We start from the raw sequence: 15,762 nt of genomic DNA, 5'->3' as shown, positions 1-15,762 counted from the left end.
CATCCTCCTCATTTTTATTATATATAATCAAAACATGATTATCCTTTTACTGCTCCCAGCATGGTTCCTTTCACCAGATACTTCTGTATAAAGGGAGTAAGACATACGATTGGCACCATGGATAAAACGATGCAGACGTATCTGATCTGAATGGTAGACTGAGCTGCTGCACTGGCGGCCGTTGCATTACCGGAAGCCTGCATGATCTCTGTAGATGCCATCAGAAGAATTCTTCGAAGAAACAACTGCAACGGCTGAAGATTCTGTTTTCCGATATAAAGCAGCGCACTAAAGAAATCATTATACCGTGCCACTGCATAATACAGAGTTAAAACAGCTAACGTCGGTTTTACTAATGGGATTGCTATTTTTACCAAAATCTGAAGGTCATTTGCTCCCTCAAGATACGCATTCTCAAATAATTCCTCAGCAATGCCTTCAAACGCAGAACGGCAGATCATAACGTTATAAGCACTGACCAGAACCGGAAGTATCATGGCCAGTCTGCTGTTATACAAACCAAGCCCGGTTACAACCAGATAACTTGGTATGAGTCCACCGGAAAAATACATGGTAAATGCCAGCAGGAAATTCATTTTTTTTCTTAAAAAAAACCGTTTTCTGGAAAGCGGATAGGCCGCCAGACAGGTAAATACAATATTTAAAAAGGTTCCCGTAATTGTATAATAAAATGTATTTCCATAAGAAATCCATAGATCCTTATAAGACATAACCATCCGATATGTATCCAGATTAACATCCACCGGTAACATAGTTATTAATCCCTTGTTCACCGCCTCGCCAGAGCTTAAGGAAATGCTTACAACATATACAAAGGGATACAGGGTAATACAGACTGCTGCTGCAATCAGTACCCAGATGCAGATATCAAACAGCTTATCTGTGATACATTCATTTTTAAACTCTATCCATGCGCTTTTCTGATTCATCTCTTCCTCCTTACCATACCGATGTTTCTGTCAGTTTTCTGCTGAGCCTGTTTGCCGTAAACACGATGACAAAACCAATCAGAGAATTAAACAGTCCCACTGCTGTTGCATAGCTGTAATTCTGACTACCAATACCCTGCCTGTAAACATAAGTGGAGATTACATCTGCCGTATCATAGATTCCGGAATTATAAAGAAGATAAACCTTTTCAAATCCCACATTCAGGAGATTGCCCAGCGACATAATCAGTAATAGTACGATGGTTGGCTTAATGCTTGGCAGTACCAGATAACGTATGGTCTGAACCTTGCTGGCACCATCCACCTTCATTGCTTCATAAAGTTCCGGCGCAACACCCATAATTGCAGCTACGAAGATAATAGAATTAAATCCAAAGCTTTGCCAGGAACCAGAAATAACATAAATCGCCCGGAACCATTTAGGCTCTCCCAGGAAGTTTATTGCGGTCCCCCCTGCCTTAACAATCAGCTGGTTAATAATTCCGCTGGACGGTGATAAAAAGTTTGTTATCATTCCGCAGATAACTACCGTAGAGATAAAATAAGGCAAATATGTAATGATCTGAGTCCCTTTCTGTAAATACTTGTTTTTTATCTGGGTAATACACAGTGCAAAAATAATAGGAATCGGAAACCCAAATATTAAAGAATAAAATGATAACAAAAAGGTATTTCGGATCAATCGGAACGCATACGGTGAGTTAAAAAACTGAATAAACCATTTCAGCCCCACAAAGGTACCTGTATAAAGGCCCATCATTCCGCTGCCCGCCTTAAATTGTGTAAACGCCATTACCAGACCTGTCATAGGTAAATAGGCGAATATCAGATAATAGATCAAAACTGGTGCAAACATTAGAAGCAGATATTTATCTCTCTTCACATTTTTTCGAAACAGCAGTTTTTTTTCTTCTTTCGAGAGTTTTTTTATCTCTGGCTTTGCTTTTTTGCTGGCAAGCACATTCATTTCTTTTGTCCCCTTCCATTTGATGAGTTGTGAATAAATTGTATAATTTGCCTTATTGTTTTACTAGTTTCACTTTTTCCAAGGGCATTTTGCCCATAAAAAATGAATGAATCAAAAAAGGAAGCCGTATTTGCTATCCTTTTTTGATTCATTCCTGGTTTTATAATCCGTTTATTTGTTGATTTATTACGACTCTTCTTCCGCTGTTTTCTCTCCCCGGAAGTCACTTGGGTTACATGCCATAATCGCTTTAAAATTTCTTCTGAATGTCAGCATATTGGTGTAGCCACATTCTTCCGCTATTTTCTCAAGGGGAAGAGACGAATTCTTTAAAAGATCAATGGCATAAGAAATTCTTCGTTCCTGCACATATTTTAAATAGGTCATGCCAAACCGCTTTTTCACCAAAGCAGTCACATATTTACTGCTTACCGAAAAATGGTCCGCTATCTGGGTAAGGGAAAGATCCGGGTTTTTGTCATTTTTATTGATATACTCAATTAATTCCAACTCATTCTGGAAATATTCCTCTCTTAATTCCTCAGAGTGATCCACTTCAATAAAAAGCCCTTCTATCAGATTGCTATAATATTCAATGACCTCATCCATGGTACGGTAAGAAGGGCAGACATCCACTCTTCTTAAAGGAATGCCGCATTGATCCCATATGGCCTGCATCGCTTTTGCAACGGTAACATAAAGCTCACTTAACAGCAGCTTCCCGGCATAAACAGAATTATCAAACTCCATCTGGTTTTTCTTCTCAATCTCCTCAAAGAAATGACTGATAGACTCCCTGTCTCTGTCCTTCATCCCCTTTGTCAGCTGTTTTACTCCATCCTTTGGGAAATAATAATTCATAGAACAGCCTGACTGCGGATCATGGAAATAGATTGACCCTCTTCCCTCCCATAAAATTTTTTCCAAAACCAGCATTGCATTATCACAGGAAACAGATATCTCTTCCAGTTCTTCCTTCACCTCATCTGCTCCAACGGTTACCATGCACTTAGAATCCAGGGTCTTTTTCATCTTATCAAAAAACTCATAAAGCTTATCTTCCAGACGCTCTCCGTTATTGCTGTTAAAAATAAGATAGACATGGAACGAATCCTTTTTATAAGACAGGATCTTAAATTCCTCATCTGATTCCTGTTCTGCCAGCAGGGAAATCGCTTTTACCGCTTTTTTTGCCTCATCCTTACTCCATTTTTCTCCATAATATAAATCGACCATTGCGGCCAGAAAAAACACTCGTTTTAACTGAACGAAATCAGTTAAAAATTCTTTATTACCAGATTCCCCGTCACTCCCAAGAATAAGACTGTGAAGGATTCCCTGACTGGCATAGGGCGACATGTTATGAACCTGCTGCATATACCCATTACGCTCTCCAAGAAGATCAACCACACCGGAGACAATTTTTTCTGCTTCGTTTTTTCCCTCTTTCCTGTCTTTCCCCACTAAAAGCCTGATTTTCTCAAATGGGGATGAATACCGGTTTGTAAAAAAGTAAGCGAGGATTAAATACCCCACACAAATCAAAAATCCAAATACCAATGCAAAAGATCCTAAGTCAGATAACTCAAAGCCAAACTTATTATGATCCGCTATAATCTCATAAGAAATGGCACTGCTTACCTGCGAGGTCTGTTTAAAACTTCTTCCATTTTCAATCCCCTCTTTTATAACCGGTTTTCCATTATAGTAAACTGCATATCCCCGGGCCTCACCGGATGCAGCTTTCAGCATCTCCTCTATCTTCTGATTTTCAAATAGAACGCAGATAATCCCTCTCTGTGAACCAGATCCATATTGATAAGCTCCACTGTATATCAGATATTTTTTAAAAAATGTCAGCTGGCTGTTATTCATATTTAAACAGGTATTTAAATCTGTGATTGCCAGACGGTCGGTCTTCCATTCTGATAAATCAATGCGATCGGATAAGTGAATCACCTCATCGCTGGTATATACCTTATTGTAGTTATTCATCATCAGGACAACATCTGAGATACTAAAATCATCTCCAGCTGTTTTTTGATAACGGATGTCATTTAACACCTGATACAAAAGATAGGAATCAACCGGACTTTGCATCTGGACAGTCATATACAATTTGTTAATCAACGAGGAATTATTAAGATTTGTTATTATATTCTGTGCGCTGTAAATCTGCTGATCCATCCCATTGGCAAATGCCTGGGCCTTTGTTTCATAATATTTAACTGCCTGATTTTCTTTCACTTTTGCAGCCTCATAAATGACTGTAACCGAGTAAATGAGAAAGCTTAATATAATGATCAGACAGTAGGACAAGAACATATTTTTAAAGAATCTGCTCTTACGGGCTTCCATAGCATTCATATTTTAATCACCTTATTATACCTCTTACATTCCCTATGTTTTTTACGGTACAAAATCTTATTAATAATATACCAAACCCACTCATTGATAGCAAGAAAATTCAACTGTACTCATAGTTACTGCCTATGATTTGAACCGTTTTTATGCACTTTTGATATAATTTTAACAAATTAACCCGGATTAAAAAGCATTATTACTCAATATTTTCATCATTACTTAAAATATTATGGTGTTTTTTACAATTTCCAACAATTTTCAACACTATTTATGTTGAGAATCTCTCACCAGTGAAGTATACTTAACCTGAAAGGCAATACTGTTAAAAATGACAAAACGGGAGATGATTGCAATTTTAGGTATGGTAATTGCAGACGATGAAAAAAAGATCTGTAAGCTCATCGAATATTTAGTTAATTGGGATGAAATTGGCATCCGGCTGCTTGGAACCGCATACGACGGTTTAACTGCTCTGCAGCTGATTAATGAAAAAAAACCGGATATTCTTCTTACAGATATCCGAATGCCTGGAATGGATGGTCTTCGTCTGATTGAAGAAGCAAAAATGCAGAATGAAATTCTCAAATGCATCATCATCAGCGGTTATAAAGACTTTCAGTATGCCCAGCAGGGAATGCGGGTTGGGGTAAGAGATTATCTTCTAAAGCCCATCAACCAGGAGGATTTAACCCGTACATTAAAAAAACTGGTTAAGGAAACCCAGGAGCAGATATCCATACAATCCTCGCGCCTGCATCTTGAAGAAACCATAAAGAATTATACCGGTACATTTAAACACCTGTTTTTAAAAACTGTTTTACAAAAGCAGCTGGACGAACAGGAGGAGAACATACTGCAGGAAGTTGAAAAAATAAATGCTGCTGATATCATGAAGAATTCAGCAAGGTGTATTGCAGTAAAACCCAATATCAGTTACAGGGAATTTACAAAAGAAAGCTACCAGCTGCTAACAGAGAAAACCCTTGAAATAGCTGAAGTGGAGTTTTCCTCCCACAACTGGATCTGGATCTCTGAAGTAACAGAAGAAGGAATATTCTTTCTTCTCTTTTCTGATGCTCTTGACAGGAAAGAGCTGCTGGAATCCATAAACCACATAAAGGAGCGTGTCCTCAGTCTACAGGATTTATTCCCCAGGCTCTACTTTAATGCTGTCGTCAGCGAACAGGCAGATAGCTGCATCCAGCTGATTAAGCGGATTAAGGAAAGCCGTATCGCCATTGGTAACCGTTTTCTCACTGGCTTAAATACAGTCTCAGAGATAAAGACACCTTTTATAAACGCGGGTCTCTCCTCCGCCATGGACGCCAGAATCTTAAAGCTTCTGGAAGACAGGCCGGAAGCTTTTGATATGGAAGAGATTAAAAAATGCGTGGAAGCTGCAAGGCATATTATGAAGGCAGAAGATATAACCTCCTGCTTACAGGTAAAGAAAAATCTCCTGCTGCTTCTTAACTATTATCTCAATGGATTCAAGCAGCTGGATTCCTCTTTGGACGAACACGAAAAAGAATCCTGGTTTTCTGAAATGTACGAACACAGTACAAGCCTGGAGCAGACATTCCGGCTATTGGAAGACACTCTTTGTGAAACACTTATGAATGTGCTGGACCATTTGAAAAACAGAGAAATAAAGCCTGTCATCTATGCCAAACATTTTATTGAAGAAAATAAGGGAATTAATATTAAGCTGGAAGAGCTGGCTAAAAATACCGGGTTCAGCTATACCTATTTTTCCTCTCTCTTTAAAAAAGAAACCGGAAAAACTTTAAGCGAGTATATACAAATGGTGCGGATCGACACCGCCAAAAAGCTGCTGACCGAAAAAGAAAGAAGCATCAGTGAGGTTGCTGAACTGGCCGGATATAATGATATCAAGTTTTTCACCAGACAGTTTAAAAAGACCCTTGGCGTCTCGCCCAATGAGTACAGGAAATTGTTTACCAACCGATAGCTGGGAGGAATCTAATTGAAAAAGCAATGGTTAAAAAACCGGTTTGTCCTATGGATCGGTACTTTGATATCCTGGAGTATTCTTATGCTCCTTATGCTTTTCCTGATTCTGATGGCGGATCACAGTCAGGAATCCTACTTTGCAGTGCTCCTGGTTCTGTTTATGAGTCTTGGATTATTTTCAATTCTCCTATGGGGAAAAGCGAAAATATGGGAGCCACTTCGTTTTATGGAAAAGCAGGCAGAGCTCTTTAACAACGGCATTATATTCACTGAGCTTTTTAAAAGCCTGGAAGGAATATCACCCAGCTTCAATGAATTGTTATCAGGAATTCATACCAGTCTGGATAAAGATAAGATGATTGAAAATGCGAAACAGCAGGCCCGTTATCTGGCCTTACAAAACCAGATCAATCCTCATTTTCTTTATAACGTACTGGAATCCATCCGCTCGGATGCCATTATGGCGGGCGTCCCTGAGATTGGAAAAATTGCAGAAGCACTGGCGGTATTTTTCCGTTATACTACTTCTAATATGGAAAGTCTTACAACACTGGAAGAGGAGCTTTCCAATGTAAAAAACTATTTTATCATTCAAAAATACCGGTTCGAAGAAAAGTTATATCTGGATATCCTGCTGCCAGAGGAGGAAGACCTTTTAAAGGCCAGAATTCCAAAGCTTACTCTCCAGCCAATCGTTGAAAATGCCATTAAGCATGGACTGGAGCCAAAAGTTGAGGGAGGAAAGGTGATCATAGACATTGATCACAGCGATACCATCCTTTATATTTCCGTCTCAGATGACGGAATTGGCATAGACGAAGCCACAGTCGAACATTTAAATGATACACTTCTTCATATGGCAGGCGGCACTGGTTCTGTGAGAGAAGACAAAAAAGGCGGGATCGCACTGAATAACGTGAATTCCAGAATACGTCTTCTTATGGGAGAGGAATACGGCATTCATTTGTTTAGTTCCCCCGGAGCCGGAACTGAGGTGTCTCTTACCCTTCCCTACATACTTGATGAAGCAGAGGGGCTTGAAAAATGAAACAGGAAGTATTGCGCTACGAAAATATCTACTGTTCTGAGGGAAATCAGACTTTACTAAAAGGAGTATGCCTGCGAGCCTTTCGGGGGCAGATTTGCTGTGCCATTATCCCTAATTTAATTGAAAAACAGAATTTTTTAAGACTTTTAAATGGCTCATTAAAACCAGATTCAGGCTGGATCTACTGGAATGGAGAAAAGATAAATTCTTACCGTTCCCAGGATCAGATTCAAAAACAAACCGCTTTTATAGGGAAAAACCGTGGCATTTTTTCCCAGTTAAGTGTGGAAGAAAATATATTTGTGGCTAACAGTAAGGTGTTCTGGTGGAACCGGGCCGCTTCTCTTTGCCGGATGGCGCCTGACCTTTTAAAAGAACTGGATCTGTCTCTCCCCATGTCATCCAAAGCCCATACTCTGGATTACGGAAAGCAAAAGCAGATTGAGCTCCTTCGTGCTTATATATCCGGACGAAAACTGTCTGTAATTACAGATCTGGAAATGTTTTTATCAGAGGATGAAATGAACGGTTTTTTTGAACTATCCGCCAGATTAAAAGAAAAAGGAATGACCTTTCTCTATGTTTCAGGAAGCGATTCTGATTTATGGAAACACGCTGATGAAATTACCATTATAAAAAACGGAAGATCCTTAAGCCGGTTCACCCCTCATCACTTTATTCAGTCAGTAAGTGATCAAACCATTACAGATACTGAGGATCTTCAGGATTTAAAACTGAATCCCGTAATCTCCTTAACCCGCTATATAAAGGGAGGAGAACTGTTAAATATACTGGACACAAATTCTGCAGAATGCAGTCACGCCATTTCCATGCTGGAAGGCTGCCGTTCCATAACTGGAAAAGCAATGATATCCAACCGGTCGGATACTGTTTTTCGCTCTGTTTTAAACGAAATTGTATTCATAGAAGCGAGATCTTTAGATGAGATGATATTCACTGATATGACGATTATGGATAACTTTATTTTTATGTTTATGCAAAAAAAGTCTGGCATTCAATTAAAAAAGTCATATCAGAAGCTGGTTAAAAATATGACTGAAGGGATTTTTACAGAAAAGGAACTGGGGGAGAAAGCAGATAAAGTCAGTGATGAGTGCAAGCTGAAACTAATCTATTACAGGTGGATTTTTCTCCGTCCTAAAATTCTCGTTTGTATCAAACCATTTTCATCCATTGATTTTCAGCTTCGTTCACTGACCATAAATCTGCTTGATGAAGCATTAAAATCAGGAATTGCAGTCATACTCATTACAAATCATATAACAGAAGCATATACCATGAAAGGAAAACATCTGACCGCTTTAAATGGCTGTTTGTTTACAGATTAACTGCTTCCATTTTCTATCGTTTCTCTTTGAAAAAAGCCTACCTCAGCCGGGCTTTTTTTCATCTGATATAAAATAAGATATCGAAACATCCACCCCCTTACAGCGCAAATTATACCATTGTGTTATTGTGTTTTTGTCTATAAAATAGTAATTACATTGAATCATTTTATGCAAATTGTATAACACGTGTTGTGAAAGGAGATTAAACATGAAAAAAAGAATCTTATCCATGATGTTAATTTCTGCCTTACTGGTATCAGCTACCGGCTGCGCAGGAAAAAAAGCGGATACAACGCCAGCCAGCAGTGAAGCTTCCACTGCCGCTGCTGCCCCCGCTTCCACCGACGCTTCCACTACGGGAGATATCAAAGTCGGTGTAATCTTAAAAACGCTTTCCAGCGAATACTGGAGCTACGTAGCCGCTGGAGTCAATGCTGCTGCAAAAGATTTAGGTGTAAAAGTTGACCTTCAGGGACCTGCTTCAGAAACATCTTATGACGAGCAGAACAATATGATTGAAACCATGCTGGCAGGAGGTATTGATGCATTTGTTATTTCCCCTCTCCAGTCAGAATCAGTTGCCAGCGTAATCGGTGATGTAAAAATACCAATCATAACCGTTGATACCGATGCTGAAATACCCGGAAAAATAGCCTTTGTCGGTACCGGTAATGACAAAGCTGCCTATCAGGGCGGACTATATGCCGCAGAAAAAGCCGGCAAGGGAGCAAAAGCGGTTATCATAGGCGGCGTTGAAGGAAACGCAACCAGCGATGCCAGACAGGCCGGTTACGAAAGAGCTATGAAAGAAAACGGAATAGACATCGTTTCCGTACAGTATGCCCAGTCAAATCCTGACACAGCTGCCAATGTTATGGAAAACATGATTACTGCTCAGAGCGGAAACATTCAGATCGTTTTATGTCACAATGATGATACTGCTGCAGGAGCTGCAACCGCCTGCAAACAAAGCGGATTAAAAGATGTAGTCATCGTAGGATTTGATGGAAATCAGAGTGGTGTACAGAATATTATTGATGGAACCATTTCTGCAACCTGCGCCCAGTCAGCTTACACCATGGGATATAAAGCAGTAGAAACTGCAGTGAAATCTGTAAAAGGCGAGACTGTAAAATCCTTTGTAGATACAGGCTGTGAAGTTATTTCTTCCGACAATGCAAAAGACTACTTAGAAAAACTGAAAGGCTATTTAAAATAACCTGCTTGTAAGAAACAGAAAGGGTTGAACTGCTATGAGCTTAATGGAACTGAAAGATGTGACGAAACGCTTCCCAGGAGTTGTGGCTCTGCGCAATATGTCACTGGAAATAAAACCAGGCGAGATTCATGGACTGATCGGTGAAAATGGTGCCGGGAAATCCACGCTGATTAAAGTACTGACCGGGGTGTATACCCCGGAAGAAGGTACCCTCATCATGGAGGGAGAAGAAGTCTCCTTTAAAAACCCCAGGGAGGCTGCAGCTCATGGAATCGCCTGTGTTTACCAGGAACTTAATATTGTACGCCTTCTGTCAGTCACAGATAATATATTTATTAATAAAGCGCTGAAAAAGAAGAACAGCCCGCTCCTGGAATATGAGAAAATGCATGAGATGGCTCATGAGGTAATGCTGTCACTGGGACAGGATATTGATGTAAAGAAAGAATGTGGTTCCTATGGTATGGGAATACAGCAGATGGTTGAGATAGCAAAAGCTGTTTTAATTGATGCAAAGCTTATTATTATGGATGAGCCAACTTCCAGTCTTGGAGAAAAAGAAGTCGCCCAATTAATGAAGACAGTCCGTGCTCTAAAGAAAAAAGGAATCTCCATCCTGTTTGTATCCCACAAACTGGAAGAACTCTTCGAATTATGCGATCGCGTAACCGTTATGAGAGATGGGGAACATATTCTGACAAAGGACATTTCCGAGATGGACAATGACTCTCTGATCTCCGCCATGGTAGGAAGAACTCTGGATAACCAGTATCCAAAGATAGAGACCGCCAGAGGGAAAGAGGCCTTAAGAGTAGAGCATTTAAATTCAACCGGACTTTTAAAAGATGTAAGTTTTCATGCCAATTACGGAGAAATACTTGGTTTTGCCGGCCTGGTAGGCGCTGGCCGTACAGAAACGTTCCGCGCTATATTTGGTGCTGACGGCCACGATTCAGGAAATATCTATATCAATGAAAAACCTGCCACAATTAAAACTCCAAAAGATGCAATCCGACAAGGCATCGCATTTTTAACAGAGGACCGGAAAGGCCAGGGCCTTGTTCTGACCCAGTCTGTACGTACCAATCTCATTCTCAGTTCCATGAAAAAATGCAAAAAAGGACTCTTTCTGGATGAGAAACACATTGACCAGCTAACCGGAGATAATGTAGACGGTTTAAAAATTAAAATATCAGATTCAAAGGAAGCAGTGGGCCAGCTCTCCGGCGGAAATCAGCAGAAAGTAGTAATCGGCAAATGGATTAATACCAATGCAGATATCTATATCTTTGATGAACCCACAAGAGGCATTGATGTAGGCGCAAAAGTTGAAGTTTATAACATCATGAACAACCTGATTAAAGCAGGAAAATGTGTAATCATGATTTCCTCTGAGCTGCCTGAAATTATCGGAATGAGTGACAGAGTCATTATAATGAGAGAAGGAAAAATCATGGGTGAGCTTTCACGAGACAGTGACTTACTGAATCAGGAGACAATTATGAAAGCTGCCTGGGGAGGTGCTATACAATGAAAACAAAAAAAATGAAAGACATAGTCAGTAAGGCAGCTCCGCTGTTGGCTCTGATCCTGTTGTTTATGATTCTGTCAGTAGCAACAGACAAATTTCTTACAATGAATAACATGATGAATATCCTTCGGCAGACGGCCGTTAACGGCCTTATATCCGCAGCAATGCTGGTTGTACTGATTACCGCAGGCATTGACCTTTCTGTAGGGGCAAACGCCATACTGTGCGCCTGTGTAATGGGTATGCTAAAGAATTCACTGGGAATTACCAATCCATTAATCCTCATACTCGCCTGCATGATCACAGGACTTTGTGTTGGCTTTTTAAATGGACTTCTGTTGACGAAAATGCATCTCCCTCATCCCTTTGTATCAACTCTGGGTATGAAGAACGTACTTTGTGGCCTTGCCCTTTTAGTGGTATCAACCAAAACGATTTCCGACTTTCCAGCAGGCGTTACATTTTTAGGATCCTCCAACCTGTTTAAATCATTGGACGGGTTTTCCGGAATTCCTCTGTGCTTCGTAGTTCTTTTATTAATATATGGTGTGTATCACTTCTTCTTAAATAAAACCGCACTGGGCAGAATGATTTACTGTGTAGGCGGAAATCCGGAAGCTGCCCGTCTATCAGGCATCAATTCCGACAACGTCCTGATCTTTGTCTACAGCTTATCCGGTTTCATGTGTGCAATAGCCGGCCTGGTGATTGTAGGACGTTCTGCAGTGGCAAATCCATCTGCAGCCATATCTCCTTATGATACAGATGCCATTGCAGCCTGTATTATAGGAGGGGCTTCATTCATGGGAGGCAAAGGAACGATCTGGGGAACGTTAATCGGTGCACTGATGATCTCTACCATTCGTAACGGACTGACACTCCTTAATACCTCAAGCTCTGTTCAATACATCGTAATTGGTATGGTTATCATCGCAGCCGTATTCATCGATGTAACAAGATCTCGTATGGAAGCAAAAGCCAGAAGACTGGCAGCAAAATAAACAAAAAAATGCTCTCTGAACAATTTGGTAATATACCAATGTCAGAGAGCATTTTTATCTTTACAAATACTTTTTAATCTGCTCTGTAATCTCATCCAGACAGTAATCAAGATCATCATTTTGAAAACGCGTATCTATACCGCATCGAAGCAGATTCTCCTCTTTAAAATCTTCTTCATCCGCGAGAAACCTTCTGCATACTTCCTTATATTTAGGCACTTCCTGAGATCTTTCTCTCTCAATAGAACGAAGTAAACGCTTTCTGTCATCCACCTCCACATAAATTGGAAACAAATACCCACTACCAAAATGATGTCTGGTTTTCTCGTAAGATTCCAATGTCCCGATCATAAGATATGGTTCCCGTCCTGACCGGTTAAACTGGCCATCGTCTACTGTAAAATAAGTCCATGGCCCATATATTGTATCGTAAGTACGTTCTTCAATTAGTTTCTCGTCTCTGCGGAATTGTTCCAGCTCTTCTCTGGTTGTGAAAAAATATTCCACCCCGTTAACTTCTCCATCCCGAATTGGTCTCGTGGTATATGGGGTAATGGTTTTTAAACCAGGAATTCTCTCCAGAAGTTTTTTATAAATAGTATCCTTCCCGGATGCACTTTTACCCATAATATAAAATATCCTGCTCATCGTTTCCTACTCCAAATTTATTTATTCAGCTAATTCATCCATAACATAAATATGTTCTATCTTTTCATCTTCCAGTCCCTGTACCGGAAGTTTCATATTTTTATATGCTGCAATCAGTTCTATCAGCTCCTTTTTCAGCACTTCGCCAGGCGCAATAATAGGGATGCCCGGAGGATAAATGTAAACAAATTCCGCTGAGACAAGATCCACTGCATCATTTAAAAGAACCTTTCTTCTGCGAGAGTCCATGGACTTCCCAATGGTAGTCCTGCATTCCGGTCTGAATTTAAAATTGTCGTATCCCGCTGCTAAATATCTTCCGCCCGAGCATATCTCAGAGCCCTTCCCTGCCGTTGAATCAATCTCCAGTAATGCCTGGGAAAGCCTTTTAAAGCCTTCTCCTGTGTCAGCCATGGTTAATATAGCCGTTACATAGTCCGTTCCGCACATTTCCATTTCCAAATGATAATCTTCCCTTAATAAATGATCCAGTTCAGCTCCCGAGTATTTAGACTCCCTTGTAGATATAACAAGCTTTGATAAATCAACGTCATACACTCCGGACTGCCCTCTTACCTGTTCATTAAGAATCTTCAGACAGGTAAGATTTTTCAGCCCCTCCCTTAACTCCATTATCCTCTCATAGAACTCATTCATGCATTTTGACCCATTTTCAGCCATATATCTGATACAGTTGTCTATGGAAGCAAGCAGAACATAAGACGGACTGCTGGTCTGATACATATGCACATACCGGTCCAGCCTGTCCATATCCACATACCCGCTTTTTACATGCATAACAGCAGTCTGTGTAAGAGAGGGAAGGGTTTTATGAAGACTCTGAATCACCACATCAGCCCCCAGTTCAATGGCCGATACAGGAAATCCCTGTCCTTCTCCAAAAGAAAAATGAGCGCCATGTGCCTCATCAACGATCAAAGGTAAACCAAATTTATGAACTATATCCGCAAGCTTTCCCACATCCGAAACAATACCGTCGTAAGTAGGAGATACCACAAGAACAGCTTCCACATCCGGATTGTTTTTCAACATCCATTCCATATCTTCAGGAAGTATTCCACCTTGAAGGCCAAATTCCCTGATCAATTGTGGATAAATATATTCTGATCTTAAATTATTGAGGAAAACTCCATGGAATGCTGACTTGTGACAATTTCTGCTCATCAAAATGGTTCCGTCTCTTGATACCGTACCGCTGATGGCGCTTAATATCCCACAGCTGCTTCCATTCACCAGATAATAAGTCCTGTCACTTTTATATACGTTTGCCGCCCATTCCATAGACTCCTTTAATATTCCCTGGGGATGATGCAGATTATCAAATCCGTCAATTTCCGTAATATCAACAGAAAATGGGTTGGTAAAATTCGTACAAAATGATTCTTCCCATTGTCTTTTATGCCCAGGCATATGAAAGGGATAAAAATCTGATCTTCCATACTCCTTTAATCGTTCTAATAGATTCCTATTATCACTCACTTTGCCAACCGCCTCTCTTAATAGCACTCGAAATTGCCCTTTTAGTATATCATTCTTATCTTATCTTTACAATTTTTTCTCACAGGGTTATAATAACCTGGAAATAAGAAGGAGAACACCGATTATGAGACTGATAGAATTTAAAATGGAACGCCCCGGACTTGTAACGGCTGGTGACCAGGTTCAGATCATCGAAAGAGAAGGAACCAGCAGCTACAGCTATATTATTGACCCTGCGGTTGCCATGTCCGGATGCTATATGGGCCGTGACCGAATTAAATCAGATCATGGAATTGTGAAAGAGATCAAACGCAACGACAGGGGCTATTATGTAATCGTAGAATTCGATGAATAGTAATACTTTCATCGAATATTTTTTTGCATAAAAAAAGCCCTGAAACATTTCTGTTCCAAGGCTTGTCCTGAGACACCGGGGATTCGAACCCCGGACAACTTGATTAAAAGTCAAGTGCTCTACCACCTGAGCTAGTATCCCATATGCCCAAAGCCGGAATCGAACCAGCGACACGAGGATTTTCAGTCCTCTGCTCTACCAACTGAGCTATCTGGGCTCATGTGTAAAAAACACATAATTCATAAAAAATACCAACAAAAATTGCGGGGGCAGGATTTGAACCTGCGACCTTCGGGTTATGAGCCCGACGAGCTTCCAGACTGCTCCACCCCGCGTTATTCAATTATATTATATGCAGTGATTAGAATTTTAATCACTAAATGGATGGAGATGGATTCGAACCATCGAAATCGTCGATAACAGATTTACAGTCTGCCCCCTTTGGCCACTCGGGAACCCATCCATATTTAATTTTGATGCAAGCCGATGATCGGACTCGAACCGATAACCTGCTGATTACAAATCAGCTGCTCTGCCAATTGAGCCACATCGGCACAAATCTACTCATGTATGGCGTGTGCATACAGAATGGGACCTATAGGGCTCGAACCTATGACCCTCTGCTTGTAAGGCAGATGCTCTCCCAGCTGAGCTAAGATCCCATAAGCAAAATGCAGTTGTAAAACGACCCGGATGGGACTCGAACCCACGACCTCCGCCGTGACAGGGCGGCGCTCTAACCAACTGAGCCACCAGGCCAAACCTTTTTGAAGGTTAATACATATACCCTCAAAACCACACATTGTTATATATCTTTCATCCGTTCTTTCCTCTT

12 protein-coding genes and 7 tRNA genes are annotated in these 15,762 nt (G+C 40.5%); 7 read left to right on the top strand and 12 right to left on the bottom strand.

Features of this window, described 5'->3' with window-relative positions; genetic code table 11:
• Positions 1-38: 38 nt before the first annotated feature.
• The 3 genes from ABS301_RS19910 to ABS301_RS19900 all read right to left on the bottom strand — a co-directional run bounded on the left by ABS301_RS19910 (position 39) and on the right by ABS301_RS19900 (position 4,305).
• Complete coding sequence (locus tag ABS301_RS19910; RefSeq protein WP_349673870.1) at positions 39-950, bottom strand: carbohydrate ABC transporter permease; 912 nt, start codon at positions 948-950, stop codon at positions 39-41.
• A gap of 10 nt (positions 951-960) precedes the next feature.
• Positions 961-1,938 carry an ABC transporter permease gene (locus ABS301_RS19905; RefSeq protein ID WP_349673869.1) on the bottom strand — a complete coding sequence of 326 codons (978 nt, stop codon included), beginning with the start codon at positions 1,936-1,938 and terminating at the stop codon, positions 961-963.
• Positions 1,939-2,124: 186 nt separating this feature from the next.
• Positions 2,125-4,305, bottom strand: coding sequence for a helix-turn-helix domain-containing protein (locus ABS301_RS19900; RefSeq protein ID WP_349673868.1), 2,181 nt, complete (start codon positions 4,303-4,305; stop codon positions 2,125-2,127).
• A 325-nt stretch (positions 4,306-4,630) separates the two neighbouring features.
• Between ABS301_RS19900 and ABS301_RS19895 the strand changes: the two genes are divergently transcribed.
• The 6 genes from ABS301_RS19895 (at position 4,631) to ABS301_RS19870 (ending at position 12,424) form a co-directional block, all read left to right on the top strand.
• Complete coding sequence (locus ABS301_RS19895; protein ID WP_349673867.1) at positions 4,631-6,274, top strand: response regulator transcription factor; 1,644 nt, start codon at positions 4,631-4,633, stop codon at positions 6,272-6,274.
• A 15-nt stretch (positions 6,275-6,289) separates the two neighbouring features.
• Positions 6,290-7,324, top strand: coding sequence for a sensor histidine kinase (locus ABS301_RS19890; RefSeq protein WP_349673866.1), 1,035 nt, complete (start codon positions 6,290-6,292; stop codon positions 7,322-7,324).
• Positions 7,321-8,673 carry an ATP-binding cassette domain-containing protein gene (locus tag ABS301_RS19885; RefSeq protein WP_349673865.1) on the top strand — a complete coding sequence of 451 codons (1,353 nt, stop codon included), beginning with the start codon at positions 7,321-7,323 and terminating at the stop codon, positions 8,671-8,673. Before ABS301_RS19890 ends, ABS301_RS19885 begins: the two co-directional genes overlap by 4 nt.
• A gap of 208 nt (positions 8,674-8,881) precedes the next feature.
• Positions 8,882-9,892, top strand: a complete 1,011-nt coding sequence (locus ABS301_RS19880) for a sugar ABC transporter substrate-binding protein (RefSeq protein WP_349673864.1) — start codon at positions 8,882-8,884, stop codon at positions 9,890-9,892.
• Between the two features lie 34 nt (positions 9,893-9,926).
• The gene (locus ABS301_RS19875) at positions 9,927-11,426 is read left to right on the top strand and encodes a sugar ABC transporter ATP-binding protein (RefSeq protein ID WP_349673863.1); all 1,500 of its coding nucleotides are present in this window, start codon (positions 9,927-9,929) and stop codon (positions 11,424-11,426) included.
• Entirely contained in the window at positions 11,423-12,424 is a 1,002-nt protein-coding gene (locus ABS301_RS19870; RefSeq protein WP_349673862.1) for an ABC transporter permease, read from the top strand. The genes ABS301_RS19875 and ABS301_RS19870 overlap by 4 nt, the downstream gene beginning before the upstream one ends.
• 60 nt (positions 12,425-12,484) lie before the next feature.
• Here the strand turns inward: ABS301_RS19870 and ABS301_RS19865 are convergent, their stop codons facing one another.
• Positions 12,485-13,072, bottom strand: coding sequence for a nucleoside/nucleotide kinase family protein (locus ABS301_RS19865; RefSeq protein WP_349673861.1), 588 nt, complete (start codon positions 13,070-13,072; stop codon positions 12,485-12,487).
• Positions 13,073-13,093: 21 nt separating this feature from the next.
• The gene (locus ABS301_RS19860) at positions 13,094-14,572 is read right to left on the bottom strand and encodes an aminotransferase class I/II-fold pyridoxal phosphate-dependent enzyme (protein ID WP_349673860.1); all 1,479 of its coding nucleotides are present in this window, start codon (positions 14,570-14,572) and stop codon (positions 13,094-13,096) included.
• 124 nt (positions 14,573-14,696) lie between these two features.
• Here ABS301_RS19860 and ABS301_RS19855 point away from each other — a divergent pair, with 124 nt between their 5' ends.
• Positions 14,697-14,927, top strand: a complete 231-nt coding sequence (locus tag ABS301_RS19855) for a hypothetical protein (RefSeq protein ID WP_349673859.1) — start codon at positions 14,697-14,699, stop codon at positions 14,925-14,927.
• A gap of 68 nt (positions 14,928-14,995) precedes the next feature.
• On the opposite strand, the gene ABS301_RS19850 is transcribed toward ABS301_RS19855, so the two are convergent.
• The 7 genes from ABS301_RS19850 to ABS301_RS19820 all read right to left on the bottom strand — a co-directional run bounded on the left by ABS301_RS19850 (position 14,996) and on the right by ABS301_RS19820 (position 15,686).
• A tRNA-Lys gene (locus tag ABS301_RS19850) sits at positions 14,996-15,068 on the bottom strand.
• A gap of 3 nt (positions 15,069-15,071) precedes the next feature.
• Positions 15,072-15,144, bottom strand: a tRNA-Phe gene (locus ABS301_RS19845).
• Positions 15,145-15,188: 44 nt separating this feature from the next.
• A tRNA-Met gene (locus ABS301_RS19840) sits at positions 15,189-15,262 on the bottom strand.
• 46 nt (positions 15,263-15,308) lie between these two features.
• Positions 15,309-15,390 (bottom strand) — tRNA-Tyr (locus ABS301_RS19835).
• 18 nt (positions 15,391-15,408) lie between these two features.
• Positions 15,409-15,481, bottom strand: a tRNA-Thr gene (locus ABS301_RS19830).
• Positions 15,482-15,516: 35 nt separating this feature from the next.
• Positions 15,517-15,589, bottom strand: a tRNA-Val gene (locus tag ABS301_RS19825).
• A gap of 23 nt (positions 15,590-15,612) precedes the next feature.
• Positions 15,613-15,686, bottom strand: a tRNA-Asp gene (locus tag ABS301_RS19820).
• Positions 15,687-15,762: the final 76 nt, after the last annotated feature.

Origin of the sequence: Lacrimispora sp., from assembly GCF_031982545.1 — a bacterium.
Classification (GTDB): Bacteria; Bacillota; Clostridia; order Lachnospirales; family Lachnospiraceae; genus Lacrimispora.
This window is presented reverse-complemented; position numbering and strand designations above follow the sequence as displayed.

Bases quoted from the DNA above. Each gene is read 5' to 3' on its own strand.
- ABS301_RS19910 (WP_349673870.1), bottom strand. From the start codon at position 950: ATGAATCAGAAAAGCGCATGGATAGAGTTTAAAAATGAATGTATCACA.
- ABS301_RS19865 (WP_349673861.1), bottom strand. From the start codon at position 13,072: ATGAGCAGGATATTTTATATTATGGGTAAAAGTGCATCCGGGAAGGAT.
- ABS301_RS19870 (WP_349673862.1), top strand. From the start codon at position 11,423: ATGAAAACAAAAAAAATGAAAGACATAGTCAGTAAGGCAGCTCCGCTG.
- ABS301_RS19885 (WP_349673865.1), top strand. From the start codon at position 7,321: ATGAAACAGGAAGTATTGCGCTACGAAAATATCTACTGTTCTGAGGGA.
- ABS301_RS19905 (WP_349673869.1), bottom strand. From the start codon at position 1,938: ATGAATGTGCTTGCCAGCAAAAAAGCAAAGCCAGAGATAAAAAAACTC.
- ABS301_RS19900 (WP_349673868.1), bottom strand. From the start codon at position 4,305: ATGAATGCTATGGAAGCCCGTAAGAGCAGATTCTTTAAAAATATGTTC.
- ABS301_RS19855 (WP_349673859.1), top strand. From the start codon at position 14,697: ATGAGACTGATAGAATTTAAAATGGAACGCCCCGGACTTGTAACGGCT.
- ABS301_RS19895 (WP_349673867.1), top strand. From the start codon at position 4,631: ATGACAAAACGGGAGATGATTGCAATTTTAGGTATGGTAATTGCAGAC.
- ABS301_RS19880 (WP_349673864.1), top strand. From the start codon at position 8,882: ATGAAAAAAAGAATCTTATCCATGATGTTAATTTCTGCCTTACTGGTA.
- ABS301_RS19875 (WP_349673863.1), top strand. From the start codon at position 9,927: ATGAGCTTAATGGAACTGAAAGATGTGACGAAACGCTTCCCAGGAGTT.